The following is a 15,019-nucleotide window of genomic DNA, read 5'->3' as shown; positions in this document are numbered from 1 at the left end:
GGGGCTTCAGACTGGCTTTTCGTCCCTGTAAGGGAATATTGCAGGCCCGTTTAAGGCCGCATTATAGGGAAGTTTTGCGTGCTGTGGTGCGGCGAAATGGCTCACGGAACGGTCGACGGGGGCCGTTTTTCGGTCGGAGTGAGGGTTTACAGGGCTTTGAACGATGTTGGCGGGGGAAGATTTTTTTTCTTAATTTTTTGCCTCGGATTATTTTTGTTCAAGAAATGACCAAAAAAGGCTTTTTTCACTACATCTTGTGTTTCGGTGGGGTTTTCTCAGGCTCCAGACACAACTAAGCCCGACCGAAGTCGGGCTGTGAAGTCACGCTGGCGGATCAGCTCAGGCGAGCGGCACCGACGTGATCGGCACCATCGGCGGCTAGACGGGCTGCGCCGGTGTGGTCGGAGCCATCGGAAGCCAGTTTGCCTGCCCCGACGTGATCGGCGCCATCGGCGGCGAGGCGGGCTGCGCCGGTGTGGTCAGAGCCATCGGAAGCCAGTTTGCCTGCACCGACGTGATCGGCACCATCGGCAGCGAGGCGGGCGGTGCCGGTATGGTCGGAACCGTCGGAAGCGACAGCCGCTTCACTGGTGTAAACGGCAGAGCCGGTGCGGTCGTAACCATCGGCGGCGAAGGTGTTGGCTGCCAGGACGGAGAGGGTCAGGGCGAGGATCAGTTGGGTTTTCATGGTTGTTGCTCCAGATTCGTGGGTGTTGTTTGTCTTGGGTTGCAGTTGATTCTATGCCGATCATTTCGATTAAAAAGCGCAAATAAATGCTTAAAACAATCGAACTGATCGATTATTAAGGTTCGGCGCTTTATCTGCCTGATCGCGGCGGGTGGGTCGAACCTTTTGGGGGGAGGGGTGAAGCAGGGGATCAGCCGTTGGAGCAGCCATTGCCCATCATGCTGTAGCGCAGGATATGTCGTTGGCCGTGGGAGTCTTCGTATTCCATTTTCATCGGCACAACTTCACACACGTTCGGGGCTTCGCTCATGGAGATCACTTTGGCGATGTCCAGGTGGGTGGAGTAGGTGTATTCCTCTATTGCTGGTTGTTGCTGCGCGACATCAGTCGGGACCTCGTTTGCCATGGCGGTTGCGCACAGACTGCTGAGGGCCAGAACCAATAAAGCTTTCATTTGAAATTTACCTTTTAGAGGTCGAAAGGGGGCACGCAATCTTTTTGGGATTGCGTGTGGAGCTTCGGTATCAGGGGTTTGATTAACTGCCTTCGTGGGGGCTGCAACTTGGTTAATCAGGTTGCCTTGTTGGCGTGGCTGATTTTAGGCGTCGACGCTTCGTCCATATAGGCGTGGTTTTGATAAACACTTTTGACAGATCCTGTAACAATCCCTGAATAACCTTTTCTTTTGTAGGCGCGAGCTTGCACTGCGGGGTGTCAGATTGGGCGCGTTATCGTTGACGACCATCGCGAGCAAGCTCGCTCCCACAGGTACCGCGGCGGTAGTGGGGTTGACGGTTTTTCACGACATTTTGTAGGGACTTGTTACTACCATCGTCGAATGGTTCTATAGCCCCGGCCCGGCTAAAACAGGGTCATACAAAAACAACTATTCCACCGAGGTAAGAAAGATGAGTGCGGCTTCCCTGTATCCCGTTCGTCCCGAGGTTCTGGCTAACACGCTGACCGACGAGGCGACCTACAAGGCCATGTACCAGCAGTCGGTCGTCAACCCGGACGGCTTCTGGCGCGAGCAAGCCAAGCGCCTCGACTGGATCAAGCCTTTCACCACGGTGAAGCAGACTTCCTTCGACGATCACCATGTCGACATCAAATGGTTCGCCGACGGCACCCTGAACGTTTCCTACAACTGCCTGGACCGTCATCTGGCCGAGCGCGGCGATCAGGTCGCGATCATCTGGGAGGGCGATGACCCTGCCGAAAGCCGCAACATCACCTACCGCGAACTGCACGAGCAAGTGTGCAAGTTCGCCAACGCCCTGCGTGGTCAGGACGTGCACCGCGGCGACGTGGTGACTATCTATATGCCGATGATCCCCGAAGCCGTGGTCGCCATGCTGGCCTGTACCCGGATCGGCGCGATTCACTCGGTGGTGTTCGGCGGTTTCTCCCCGGAAGCCCTGGCCGGTCGCATCATCGACTGCCGCTCGAAAGTGGTGATCACTGCCGACGAAGGCATTCGTGCCGGCAAGAAGATCCCGCTCAAGGCCAACGTCGACGACGCGCTGACCAACCCGGAAACCAGCAGCATCCAGAAAGTCATCGTGTGCAAGCGCACCGGTGGCGACATCAAGTGGAACCAGCATCGCGACATCTGGTTCGAGGACCTGATGAAAGTGGCCGGCACCGTGTGTGCGCCGAAAGAAATGGGCGCCGAAGAAGCGCTGTTCATCCTTTACACCTCCGGCTCCACTGGCAAGCCGAAGGGCGTGCAGCACACCACCGGCGGCTACCTGTTGTACGCGGCCATGACCCACGAGCGCGTGTTCGACTACCGCCCGGGTGAAATCTACTGGTGCACCGCCGACGTCGGCTGGGTCACCGGCCACAGCTACATCGTCTACGGCCCGCTGGCCAATGGCGCGACCACGCTGCTGTTCGAAGGCGTGCCGAACTACCCGGACATCACCCGGGTGGCGAAGATCGTCGACAAGCACAAGGTCAACATCCTCTACACCGCACCGACCGCGATCCGCGCCATGATGGCCTCGGGCACCGCCGCCGTTGAAGGCGCCGATGGCAGCAGCCTGCGCCTGTTGGGTTCGGTGGGCGAGCCGATCAACCCGGAAGCCTGGGATTGGTACTACAAGAACGTCGGCAAGTCCCGTTGCCCGATCGTCGACACCTGGTGGCAGACCGAAACCGGCGGCAACATGATGAGCCCCCTGCCGGGCGCTCATGCGCTCAAGCCAGGCTCTGCGGCGCGTCCGTTCTTCGGCGTGGTGCCGGCCCTGGTGGACAACCTGGGCAACATCGTCGAAGGCGAGGCCGAGGGCAACCTGGTGATTCTCGATTCGTGGCCAGGCCAGGCGCGTACGCTGTTTGGCGACCATGACCGCTTCGTCGACACTTACTTCAAGACCTTCCGTGGCATGTACTTCACCGGTGACGGCGCCCGTCGCGATGCCGATGGTTACTACTGGATCACCGGTCGCGTGGACGACGTGCTCAACGTGTCCGGCCACCGCATGGGCACCGCCGAGATCGAAAGCGCGATGGTCGCGCACCCGAAAGTCGCCGAAGCGGCGGTGGTCGGCGTGCCGCACGACATCAAGGGGCAGGGCATTTATGTCTACGTCACCCTTAAGAACGGTGAAGAGCCGAACGAGCAACTGCGCCTGGAACTGAAAAACTGGGTGCGCAAGGAGATCGGCCCGATTGCTTCACCGGATGTGATCCAGTGGGCGCCGGGGCTGCCGAAGACTCGTTCGGGCAAGATCATGCGCCGGATTCTGCGCAAGATTGCCACGGCGGAATATGAGGGGTTGGGTGATATTTCCACCTTGGCTGATCCGAGTGTGGTGCAGCATTTGATTGATACCCACAAGACCATGAATGTCGCGTAAGCGGCGGTTCTGAGTCACTCATAAACGCCCCGTCAGGTGTTGAGCCTGGCGGGGCTTTTTTGTGCCTGGGTTTTTGTGTTGGTTGGGCTGGCCTCATCGCGAGCAAGCTCGCTCCCACAGGGGATCTGTGGTGAATGCGATATTTGCGTTCGACACAAAACCATTGTGGGAGCGAGCTTGCTCGCGATAGCGGTTTAGCAGGCGCTACAGCAACATCTACCAATAATTATCGGGATACTCTGTCGGCATTTTCCTACTGTTACCTGCTTTCTTTCAGGTTACTGAATGTGTAACCGCATCGCGCCAATACGGGGCATTGGGAAACGCCAGTGCTTAAATCCGGGCTTGAAATGCGCCTCAAAAAAATAAGCCGCTACACTGCGCTTGCCGGATTAGAAGGGTTTGCCAATAATAGGCCCGCAATTTGCAACATAGATCGGTTCACTATCTTTTGCTCTTGCATGATTTTGCAGGGCTGTCAACGTGCTAAAGCGGCTTTCTCGGTGCTTCTGTAATTAGTTGTCGCATTGAAGAAATATCGGCCTCGGGCCTGTCGTTAGAATGCCGATCACTCGCTCGTCGTTGCTCGTGTTGAATTTCAACACCCGCTTCCCAGGACGCAGCACTGCTTTCTGGTTCCACTCATTCGCATATTGGGCTGTTGCTCACTCTGCCGTTTTTGCCCTTTACCGATGGAGTCCCAAGATGAAGAAACTCGTGCTGCTTGGCGCCCTGGCACTGTCCGTGCTGTCCTTGCCAACCTTCGCCGATGAAAAACCTCTGAAAATCGGTATCGAGGCGGCTTACCCTCCGTTCGCGTCCAAGGCGCCGGATGGCAGCATCGTTGGTTTCGACTACGACATCGGCAACGCGCTGTGCGAAGAAATGAAGGTCAAGTGCGTGTGGGTCGAGCAAGAGTTCGACGGCCTGATCCCAGCGCTTAAAGTGCGCAAGATCGACGCGATCCTGTCGTCCATGTCGATCACTGAAGATCGCAAGAAGTCCGTGGACTTCACCAATAAGTACTACAACACCCCGGCTCGCCTGGTCATGAAGGCTGGCACTCAGGTCAGCGAAGGCCTGACCGAGCTCAAGGGCAAGAACATCGGCGTGCAGCGTGGTTCGATCCACGAGCGTTTCGCCCGCGAAGTCCTGGCCCCGCTGGGTGCCGAGATCAAGCCTTACGGTTCGCAGAACGAAATTTACCTCGACGTGGCCGCCGGCCGCCTCGACGGCACCGTGGCAGACGCTACGCTTTTGGATGACGGCTTCCTGAAAACCGATGCCGGTAAAGGCTTCGCCTTCGTCGGCCCTGCGTTCACCGACGTCAAATACTTCGGCGACGGCGTAGGTATCGCGGTGCGCAAGGGCGACAAGGAAGATCTGGACAAGCTCAACAACGCCATCGTAGCCATTCGTGCGAACGGCAAGTACAAGCAAATCCAGGACAAGTACTTCGCCTTCGATATCTACGGCAAGTAATTCGTCCCAGCGACAAGTCCGAAATGGCGCAAGCAACAGGATCTCTGAGGTTTGCGCCATTTTTTCATCCCAACTTTCGAGGACCTGAATCATGTTGAAAGGCTACGGGGCTGTCATCCTCGATGGCGCTTGGCTGACGCTTCAGCTCGCCTTGTCGTCCATGGCCATGGCCATCGTTCTGGGCCTGATCGGCGTGGCACTGCGTCTGTCGCCAGTGCGCTGGCTGGCCTGGCTGGGCGACCTGTATTCCACGGTGATCCGCGGTATTCCCGACCTGGTGCTGATCCTGCTGATTTTCTACGGCGGCCAGGACCTGCTCAACCGCGTCGCACCGCTGCTCGGCTTTGACGAGTACATCGACCTGAACCCGTTGGCGGCCGGTATCGGCACCCTGGGCTTCATCTTCGGTGCGTACCTGTCGGAAACCTTCCGTGGCGCCTTCATGGCGATCCCCAAGGGGCAGGCCGAAGCCGGCATGGCCTACGGCATGAGCAGTTTTCAGGTGTTCTTCCGGGTGTTGGTGCCACAGATGATTCGCCTGGCGATTCCGGGTTTCACCAACAACTGGCTGGTATTGACCAAGGCTACCGCGCTGATTTCGGTGGTGGGTCTGCAAGACATGATGTTCAAGGCCAAGCAGGCGGCCGATGCCACCCGCGAGCCTTTCACCTTCTTCCTCGCAGTAGCCGCGATGTACCTGGTGATCACCAGTGTGTCGTTGCTGGCATTGCGTCACCTTGAGAAGCGCTACTCCGTAGGCGTAAGGGCGGCTGATCTATGATCTTCGACTACAACGTCATTTGGGAGGCCATGCCGCTGTACCTTGGCGGCCTGGTGACCACCCTCAAACTGCTCGCGCTGTCGCTGTTCTTCGGCTTGCTGTGCGCCTTGCCGCTGGGCCTGATGCGCGTCTCGAAGAACTCGGTCGTCAACATGTCGGCCTGGCTCTACACCTACGTGATCCGCGGCACGCCGATGCTGGTGCAGCTGTTCTTGATTTACTACGGTCTGGCGCAGTTCGAAGCGGTGCGGGAAAGTTTCCTCTGGCCGTGGCTGTCCAGCGCAACGTTCTGTGCGTGCCTGGCGTTCGCGATCAACACCAGCGCCTACACCGCCGAAATCATCGCCGGCAGCCTGCGCGCCACGCCGAACGGCGAGATCGAAGCGGCCAAGGCCATGGGCATGTCGCGGGTCAAGATGTACAAGCGCATCCTGCTGCCGTCGGCCCTGCGTCGCGCGCTGCCGCAGTACAGCAACGAAGTGATCATGATGCTGCAGACCACCAGTCTGGCGTCCATCGTGACCCTGATCGACATCACCGGTGCCGCGCGCACGGTCAACGCCCAGTTCTACCTGCCGTTCGAGGCGTACATCACCGCTGGCGTGTTCTACCTGTGCCTGACCTTCATCCTGGTGAAGCTGTTCAAGATGGCCGAGCGCCGCTGGCTGGGCTACCTGGCCCCGCGCAAGCACTGATATCACTGACTGACTGTTTTTGTGAGAACCGACAGCATGTACAAACTTGAAGTCCAAGACCTGCATAAACGCTATGGCAGTCACGAAGTGCTCAAGGGCGTGTCCCTGAAAGCGGCAGCCGGCGATGTGATCAGCATCATCGGTTCCAGTGGCTCCGGCAAAAGTACTTTCCTGCGTTGCATCAACCTGCTGGAGCAGCCGCACGCGGGCAGGATTCTGCTCAACAACGAAGAGCTGAAGCTGGTGGCGAACAAGGACGGCGCGCTGAAGGCCGCCGACCCGAAACAGCTGCAACGCATGCGTTCGCGCCTGTCGATGGTGTTCCAGCATTTCAACCTGTGGTCGCACATGACCGCGCTGGAAAACATCATGGAAGCACCGGTGCATGTGCTGGGCGTGTCCAAGGCTGAAGCACGCGAGAAGGCCGAACATTACCTGAACAAGGTGGGCGTGGCCCATCGCAAGGATGCTTACCCTGGGCACATGTCCGGCGGCGAGCAGCAGCGCGTGGCGATTGCCCGTGCGCTGGCGATGGAGCCTGAGGTGATGCTGTTCGACGAACCGACCTCGGCCCTCGACCCGGAGTTGGTTGGCGACGTGTTGAAAGTCATGCAGGCTCTGGCCCAGGAAGGCCGGACCATGGTCGTGGTGACCCACGAAATGGGCTTCGCCCGTGAAGTGTCGAACCAGTTGGTGTTCCTGCACAAAGGTGTGGTTGAAGAAAGCGGTAACCCGCGCGAAGTGCTGGTGAACCCGCAATCCGAGCGTCTGCAGCAATTCCTGTCGGGTAGCCTGAAGTAATCGCTCCCGTTACGCACCAAATTAGGCCATGCTGCGCAGCGCGCGCCAGATGGTCTAATTTGGTTGCAGCCGCTTTTGGCTTCTAACACTGTTTTCGTTTCGGATTGCCCACCATGACTGCCCATCGAATTGGTTTCCTGATTTGGCCCAGCACTAAAGCACTGACGCTTGCGCTGGCTGAGGAGGCCTTGCGTGTTGCCCAGCGTGTGCATCCGGACGTGGTTTACGAGCTGTCGTTCCTGCAGGCCGAAGCGCCGAGCGAAAGCGCCTGGCAATTGCCGGGTGAAGCGTGGACCGGCAAGCTCGAAAACTTCCAGAAACTGTTCCTGCTCGCTGACGAACCACCGACCACACTGGCGCCGGCGCTCAGCAGTGCGCTCAAGCAACTGGTGCGTTCCGGTTGCGTGATCGGCGGTCTGTCGGCCGGTGTTTACCCGCTGGCGCAGTTGGGTTTGCTCGATGGTTATCGCGCGGCTGTGCATTGGCGCTGGCAGGACGATTTCGCCGAGCGCTTTCCGAAGGTCATCGCCACCAGTCACTTGTTCGACTGGGATCGCGATCGCCTGACCGCGTGCGGCGGGATGTCGGTGCTCGACTTGTTGCTGGCCGTGCTGGCCCGCGATCACGGTGCGGAACTGGCCGGTGCGGTGTCCGAAGAACTGGTGGTCGAACGCATCCGCGAGGGCGGCGAACGCCAGCGCATTCCGTTACAGAACCGCCTGGGTTCCAGCCATCCGAAGCTCACACAAGCAGTGTTGCTCATGGAAGCCAACATCGAAGAACCGCTGACCACCGACGAAATCGCCCAGCACGTGTGCGTATCCCGTCGGCAGCTGGAGCGGATCTTCAAGCAATACCTCAACCGCGTGCCGAGCCAGTATTACCTGGAACTGCGCCTGAACAAGGCCCGGCAGATGTTGATGCAAACCAGCAAGTCGATCATCCAGATCGGCCTGTCCTGTGGCTTCTCCTCGGGGCCGCATTTCTCCAGCGCCTACCGCAATTTCTTCGGTGCCACGCCGCGGGAAGATCGCAACCAGCGGCGCAGCAGCAGCCCGTTCGAATTGTCATCGGTGCCGCCGGAACGCGGGTGATCAGCACCTGATCCCGATCAGTCTTCCGGTTCGGACGCCTCGGACGTCGACACTTCCAATTCTGCCCGATCGATCACTTCCTGAACGCCGAAGTCGACACTGGTCAGCCTGAAATACTCAATCAGGATCTGCAGGCTGTCTTCGGAGAACGGATTGCCCCGCAAGTTGATGCTTTCGGCGACCTCCAGCGGCAGTTCGAGGAGGTCGGCGGGTATCCGGCTGATTGCGTTGTCGCTCAGGTCTACGGTTTCCAGGCTCTTGAGCTGCAACAGTCCAGCGGGTAATTCGGTGAGCCCGCAGTTGTCCAGTTGCAGGGTCGCCAGGTCCGCCATCTGGCTGATATCCGGAGCCAGCCCCAGCGGATTGTTCCTCAAGTCGATGAATTCCAGGCGGGCCATCTCGGCCAGGTTCAGGGCAGACTGCGGGGTCAGGGTGATGTTGCAGTCGAGGAGATTGAGCGATCTCAAATCGCTCATCCGGAAGATCGCCTCCGGGATATCGCCTAGCCTGAAGTCGTTGATAACGAGGGTCTTGAGTTTGGGGAAGCACTCCAGGAATCCGGTGACGCCTGTGGTCAGGCCACTCTCGCTACTCAGGTAAACCAGAGAAACATGGCTGAAGTCTGCGCTCAGTGTCGGCAAGTTACCGGTAATCCGTGTCTCCAGACTCAGGTCATAAGTAGTTGCTTGCAGTGAAACGTCGAAGTCCTCCGGGTCGCTTTCCCGGCGCCAGCAGCGCAGTACGGACTCTCTGAATGCGTCCCGCGTCGAATGTTCGATCAGCAGTTGCTGGGCAGTGAACGGTTGATTGCTGTGGGGGTGGACGGCGGGAATATTGCCGGTCCAGGCGGACAGGTCGTTCTCCAGGGTGGTGAGTTCGACTTCCAGGCGGGTCAGTTCGACTCGCCCCTCATCCAGGGTCCCGGGCAGTTTGTAGACGAATTTGCTGGCGTCTTCCTGGTCCATCCAGGGGTACAGTGCCTGCGCGCGGTGGATATCTGTTTCTTCGGCAAAGATACCGAAGTCCTGACGGGTCTGCTGGAAGTGCTGTTTGAGGCGTTCGCGGGCTGCGTTTGAAAGCGGATTGTTGCCCAGGTCGAAACCCTCCTGGGTGCGTTGTTGCAGTGTGAACAATGCGCTGGGCAACTCTTTGATCTGGTTGTTATTGAGCAGGGCGGTGCGCAGGCGTGGGCGAGTCAATAATTCGCGCGGGAGTTCAGTAATGCCCGTCTGCGATAAGTCGATGTAATTCAAATCGGGCATGCTGCCGACATCGGGTGTCAGGCCCAAGGGGTTCTTGTACAGGTCCATTGTGGTCAACCGATGCAGGCCCGCGAGCCCGACCTGGCTTTCGGGGCTGAGGGTGATCGCGCAATTGCTCAGAATGAGTTCTTCGAGTTGCAACGATGGAAGGGTGTCCGGTAAGCGGCCAAGGTTGAAATCGCGCAGTTTCAGGATGCGTAAACCGGTAAAGCTGCGCAGAAACTCATGCATGCCCCGCGTGGCGCTGCTGCCTTCCAGTGTGAGCATTGTGACGCCGCTGAAGTCGGTGCTCAGGGCTGGCAATTCGCCGATGATCGGTTGGAAGAAGTTGAAGTCGACTCTTTCAAGCGCGGTCTCGGGAAGGGTCCATTGCTGTCGCCAGCAGTCCATCAGGTCGATGGTGAACTGTCGACGGACCTGCTTTTGTGCAGCGAATTGCTCGGGAGTGACCCTGAGTTGTGTGTCTGGAATAAACAGCGGAATTTCGTCGCGCCAGGAAGAAAGCGTTTCCTGGAGCTGCGTGTGTTGAACCATAAGCCGATTCAGTTCTGCCCGCGGTCCGTTTGGGTGCTGTTGCAGGCGTTCGACGAAGGCGTCGAGCTCTTCGGCGGATAGATGGGGGAACAGTGTCTGAGCCCGAGCTTGCAAGGTAGGTGTGTTGCGTGGCATTTGACGATACCCGTCACCGCCACCGAGCAAGCGCATTACCTTTGGGTCGTAGGTGGGTTTGAGGTTGGGGTGTCGAGCCAGCAGCGAGCTTAATGCGTCACGGCTCAAGGCGTGATTGCGAATTAACTGTTTGAGTCGTTCACCTTCACCGATATGAAGGTTCAGGGCGGTGCGTTCACTGTCCGGCATGGCCTGTAATAGGCATGCGTAAAGCGAGTCCATGCCGCTGAGTTCTTCGCCGTCTTGATCGAACGCCTGATACTCGCCTTCTACTCTGAGCACCAGCACTTTACGCAGGGGCGCGTCGGCACTGCCAACGCTGTCGATCAGGAGGCCTTCATGGGCGTACTGGCGGACTTCCAGTCGTAGCTGTCCCGTCCAGCCCGGCAGTTTTTCCAGGGTGTGCAAGGCCAGCCGGTCGGTGTCGAGGTTGTTCTCGGTCGATGGCAAATCAAGCCCCTCGTAGGCGCGTGTCACCCGTACTTGTAATCTGGCCTCCTGGCTCAGCTCGACCAGGCGAGGGGAAATGGTTGGTTTTTTCAGCTGTTGCAGTTCCTGTTCGTTTGCTGTGTTCACAATCGCTTCTGCAACGCTGCTTGGTAGTCCGGGCTCAGCATCCATGACTGCTTGTATGGGGCCTTGAGCGCCACGTTCGAGTCTGCGATAACGCTGATCGAACAGGCCTTGCCGTTTCTGTTCGGCAAGCCGCGCGAGTATCTTGCGCAACCGCTGCGCCCGGTTTTCCAGGCCAGGGGAGGGGTGACCGAATTCTTCGCCCATCAGCGTTCTGGCTTCGCTGTCCGACAGGGTCAGGAGAAAGGTTTTCAGCAGGTCGCCGTCGGTGAGGCGGGTGGCGTCGATTTCCACCACGGGTACATCGGGCGCCGGGCTTTGCCAAAGGGTTTGCGCATTTTCGTCGATCAGTCGCAGGCCTTTGTTTGCCGGCCAGTAACCGTTTTCATTGAGCAGTTCCAGCTGTGTCACGGGATCCGCCTTGAGGAAGTGCTCCGGCTGGTCGCTGCCGATCTGATCAATAAAGGTTTGTATGTCCTGATCGATCCTGAAGCGTTTGAGTGTGTCGGCCAGTAACGGCGGCACCTGCCCGGCATGCACGTGTATCTTGCGCAGGGTATCTTCGTGGCTGCCGCTGATGCTGAGGATGCGCTCGCGGGTGCTGGCCGAAAATCGCTGCATGTCCGGGCCGATACGGTGCAGCACGGTGGCCTGGTCCCAGCTCAACGGCTGGTCGAGTTCGGTTTGCCAGGCGCCGGTGCCGTTGTGCCGCAGTTGTGGTTTGTAGGCGTCAGGGCGGGAGGGGTGGTCGATGCGGTACTCGCCGATGACGAAGTCCTCGCTGACGGCGTAGTTTTTGCCTTCCAGGGGTAACAGGGTTTTACCTTGATGCCTGTGCAGTCCGAGTGAATCCGGTTTTGAGTCCGCTGGGAGTGTGGCGGGGTGCTCGTAGGCGGTCAGGTCGGGTTTCCAATAGCGGGTTTCGCCATTGGGCCGCTTCACCGAATTGAAACGGTCGATGAACTGCACAATCTCCTTGGGCAGGATCGCGCGAAATTCTCCCGCCGCGATCACGCCACCCACCGCAAAGGTGCCCAGTTGTACGGCGGATTCAACAACGCCCATGAAATGCTCGAAGGCCTCGGTGGTGTGGCCCTCGGCCCAATCAACAATGCTTTCGAAGGTTTCGTCGAGCAACTGGTAGGCCATGTAGGCCAGCATCAACTCGCCAAGGAAGGGTACGAACGGCAGGGCAATAAAGGCCGCGATGTTCAGCAGGGTCGAAGCTATTTCCGTAAAGGAGTCCCATAACGCCCAGCGGGCTCTCTGGTCGACTGTTGCGGTGGACACGGCGATCACTCGCGCATCGTTGAGGATCTTGTTGAGCTTGCTCTGATAGAGGTGGGTCAAGAGATCGTCTTTCACCGGTGTGGCCGCAATGTGCAAGTCGGGACGTTGGTTAGGGCGCTCTCGCCAGGTCGGGTGCGGATCGCCCGGTGGAACAGGCTGCCAGGTTAAAGGTGATAGCTCGTTGTTCAACTGCGCGAAAAAGTGCCCACGATCCTCATGATTGATGAATCGACTGAAAAACTGTTGGTATTCGGGGGCACGCAAGCGCTGACCAAGTTCCTCGGCGAATGCGGCGGTTGAACTGTATTCCTTGATCGGGTGTTCGGGGTCGTCAGGAATGTAGGCCACCACTCTGACCACTTCTGTTGCGCGCTCCAGATCCGGTGCAAACAAAACGATGCCGGTCAGGCGAGCGTTCATGATTGTCAGTTCATGGTAGCCCCAGGGCAGACCATGCAAACGTAAAGAAGGCAGGTTGTCGAGCAAGCCAAGAGTCAGTCGGTGGACGTCACTGCCCAGCAATTTTTGCATCTGCGCCATGTGCAGGGCAGCGGTGAGTGCGGTTTTCTGGCTGTCGTGAATTTTCGATTTCAGTATTGCCGCGGCCACGGGATTGCTGATGCCAAGGTTGTCGTCCAGATACTCTTTATAGCGCTGGCCAATGTCCAGTTCCCGGCAGAGGCTGGTAAAAGCCGTGATGGGCATCTTCTCCAGTATCTGCGGCAATGTATTGAATTGCCCGGTAGCAGAGGGGGGCGTGATGTAAGTCGAGGCGGGCTCGAAGGCGTCTGCTTTGGTTTCGGTGCTTTCAAAATTGTGCAGTGCGGCATCCAGCAGGGACACCGTCCAGGTGCGCGCAGCGCCGGATTTCAGCCGAAGCCATGGGATGTGAGCCGGGATGTAAAGGCGAAGGAACGTTTTACGAGCGTCCAGTTCCAGGCCGAATCGGGTCTTGAGCGCCGTTTCGAGAAGTGGTTCGGCGAAGTCGGCGGGGCTCTGCAGCTTTGCCATCATTTGATCAACCTGGTTCTGGCTGGTCACATGACGGGCAATGAGTTTGCCCAGTTCTGCATGCTGATGGGGTGGAGCGTCCTTGAGCCCGGCCGGAATGCCTGGCGCGCTGTTGCGCAGTGCCTCACGCCGTTGAGGCGTTGCTTGGCGGAGCCAGGAGGGGATCACGTTGCTCAAGTGCTGATAGTGAGCGTCTGGCCTGAAGGCGTCGCTAGCAATGTCGGTATGTTGGGTATTCATGCGGTTAAGGTGACCATCGAAGTGGGATGAGGCCCTTAGGAAACCGCGCGAACCCGGACGCTGTGCGGTACATATTTACCGCACTCGGGTCATTGCCATGAGTTACAACGCAGCAAGCCTGCCGCAAACGTCCGCCGCCAGTTAAACTGCGCCTTTGCGACCCTATATGTCGCATTGCCGTAAACCCGGGAAAATCCGGGGTTTGCGCTATAAGAAGTTGTCGCTTGGCGGCAAGGCCGGGCTGAAAACTGTCCTTACAATCCTCACCAAGCTCGCCAGTTTCAGGCGAGTGTTTTCTCTTCAGGAGACTCCGATGTCCGTTGAGCACGCTGCGGTACAACGCGCCGATTTCGATCAGGTAATGGTTCCCAACTATGCGCCTGCCGCATTCATTCCTGTGCGTGGCGCCGGTTCCCGCGTTTGGGACCAGTCCGGTCGCGAGCTGATCGACTTCGCCGGCGGGATTGCCGTCAACGTATTGGGTCACGCGCATCCGGCGCTGGTCGGTGCCTTGACCGAGCAGGCGAACAAGCTGTGGCACGTGTCCAACGTGTTCACCAATGAGCCGGCGCTGCGCCTGGCGCACAAGCTGGTCGACGCCACCTTTGCCGAGCGCGCCTTCTTCTGCAACTCCGGCGCCGAAGCCAACGAGGCCGCCTTCAAGCTGGCCCGTCGTGTCGCGTTCGACCGTTATGGCAGCGAGAAGTACGAGATCATCGCCGCGCTCAACAGCTTCCACGGCCGTACCCTGTTCACCGTGAACGTCGGTGGCCAGTCGAAGTATTCCGATGGCTTCGGTCCGAAGATCACCGGCATCACCCACGTGCCATACAACGATCTGGCTGCGTTGAAAGCTGCCGTTTCCGACAAGACCTGCGCCGTGGTCCTGGAGCCTATTCAAGGTGAGGGCGGCGTACTGCCGGCCGAACTGGCCTACCTGCAAGGCGCCCGCGAACTGTGCAACGAGCACAACGCGCTGCTGGTGTTCGACGAAGTGCAAACCGGCATGGGCCGTACCGGCCACCTGTTCGCTTACCAGCATTACGGCGTGATCCCGGACATCCTGACCAGCGCCAAGAGCCTGGGCGGTGGTTTCCCGATCGCCGCCATGCTGACCACCGAAGACCTGGCCAAGCACCTGGTCGTCGGCACCCACGGCACCACTTACGGCGGCAACCCGCTGGCGTGCGCTGTCGCAGGTGCGGTGATCGACGTGATCAACACCCCAGAGGTGCTGGCTGGCGTCAATGCCAAGCACGACAAGTTCAAGGCACGCCTTGAGCAGATCGGCGAGAAATACGGCCTGTTCACCCAGGTCCGTGGCCTGGGTCTGTTGATCGGCTGTGTGCTGAGCGATGCCTGGAAAGGCAAGGCCAAGGACATCTTCAACGCCGCTGAACAAGAAGGCCTGATGATTCTGCAAGCCGGCCCGGACGTGGTGCGTTTCGCCCCGAGCCTGGTGGTGGAAGACGCCGATATCGATGCCGGTCTGGACCGCTTCGAACGTGCCGCGGCAAAACTGACGCAAGCCTGATAGACCCTTCGACGCCTGACCTTTCAGGCGTCGAA

The 15,019-nt window shown here is 58.7% G+C and carries 10 protein-coding genes; 7 read left to right on the top strand and 3 right to left on the bottom strand.

What is annotated here, in order from left to right:
- Positions 1–334: 334 nt before the first annotated feature.
- Both J4D25_RS18890 and J4D25_RS18885 read right to left on the bottom strand, forming a co-directional pair.
- A complete protein-coding gene (locus tag J4D25_RS18890; protein WP_057713603.1) occupies positions 335–688 on the bottom strand; it encodes a hypothetical protein in 354 nt (117 codons plus the stop codon).
- Between the two features lie 190 nt (positions 689–878).
- Positions 879–1,142 carry a DUF2790 domain-containing protein gene (locus J4D25_RS18885; protein WP_057713604.1) on the bottom strand — a complete coding sequence of 88 codons (264 nt, stop codon included), beginning with the start codon at positions 1,140–1,142 and terminating at the stop codon, positions 879–881.
- A gap of 454 nt (positions 1,143–1,596) precedes the next feature.
- On the opposite strand from J4D25_RS18885, the gene acs reads away from it, so the two are divergent.
- The 6 genes from acs to argR all read left to right on the top strand — a co-directional run bounded on the left by acs (position 1,597) and on the right by argR (position 8,405).
- Positions 1,597–3,552, top strand: a complete 1,956-nt coding sequence (gene acs / locus J4D25_RS18880; RefSeq protein WP_057713605.1) for an acetate--CoA ligase — start codon at positions 1,597–1,599, stop codon at positions 3,550–3,552.
- A gap of 705 nt (positions 3,553–4,257) precedes the next feature.
- On the top strand, positions 4,258–5,034 hold the full coding sequence (locus J4D25_RS18875; RefSeq protein WP_057713606.1) for an ABC transporter substrate-binding protein: 777 nt from the start codon (positions 4,258–4,260) through the stop codon (positions 5,032–5,034).
- Positions 5,035–5,125: 91 nt separating this feature from the next.
- Positions 5,126–5,815: an ABC transporter permease gene (locus tag J4D25_RS18870; protein ID WP_015096506.1), complete on the top strand. Its 690-nt coding sequence runs from the start codon at positions 5,126–5,128 to the stop codon at positions 5,813–5,815.
- Positions 5,812–6,510, top strand: coding sequence for an ABC transporter permease (locus tag J4D25_RS18865; RefSeq protein WP_056724135.1), 699 nt, complete (start codon positions 5,812–5,814; stop codon positions 6,508–6,510). The genes J4D25_RS18870 and J4D25_RS18865 overlap by 4 nt, the downstream gene beginning before the upstream one ends.
- Before the next feature lie 36 nt (positions 6,511–6,546).
- Positions 6,547–7,311 (top strand): ABC transporter ATP-binding protein, encoded by a 765-nt coding sequence (locus tag J4D25_RS18860; RefSeq protein WP_057713607.1) that lies wholly within the window; start codon positions 6,547–6,549, stop codon positions 7,309–7,311.
- A gap of 113 nt (positions 7,312–7,424) precedes the next feature.
- Entirely contained in the window at positions 7,425–8,405 is a 981-nt protein-coding gene (argR, locus tag J4D25_RS18855; protein ID WP_057713608.1) for a transcriptional regulator ArgR, read from the top strand.
- A 17-nt stretch (positions 8,406–8,422) separates the two neighbouring features.
- Here the strand turns inward: argR and J4D25_RS18850 are convergent, their stop codons facing one another.
- Positions 8,423–13,450: a dermonecrotic toxin domain-containing protein gene (locus tag J4D25_RS18850; RefSeq protein ID WP_057713609.1), complete on the bottom strand. Its 5,028-nt coding sequence runs from the start codon at positions 13,448–13,450 to the stop codon at positions 8,423–8,425.
- 313 nt (positions 13,451–13,763) lie between these two features.
- Between J4D25_RS18850 and J4D25_RS18845 the strand changes: the two genes are divergently transcribed.
- Positions 13,764–14,984, top strand: a complete 1,221-nt coding sequence (locus J4D25_RS18845) for an aspartate aminotransferase family protein (RefSeq protein ID WP_057713610.1) — start codon at positions 13,764–13,766, stop codon at positions 14,982–14,984.
- Positions 14,985–15,019 lie beyond the last annotated feature (35 nt).

It is taken from the genome of Pseudomonas sp. GW456-L13, from assembly GCF_017350115.1.
Lineage (GTDB): Bacteria > Pseudomonadota > Gammaproteobacteria > Pseudomonadales > Pseudomonadaceae > Aquipseudomonas > Aquipseudomonas jessenii.
The sequence above is the reverse complement of the archived record's forward strand: the minus strand, read 5'-3'. Positions and strand labels throughout refer to the sequence as shown.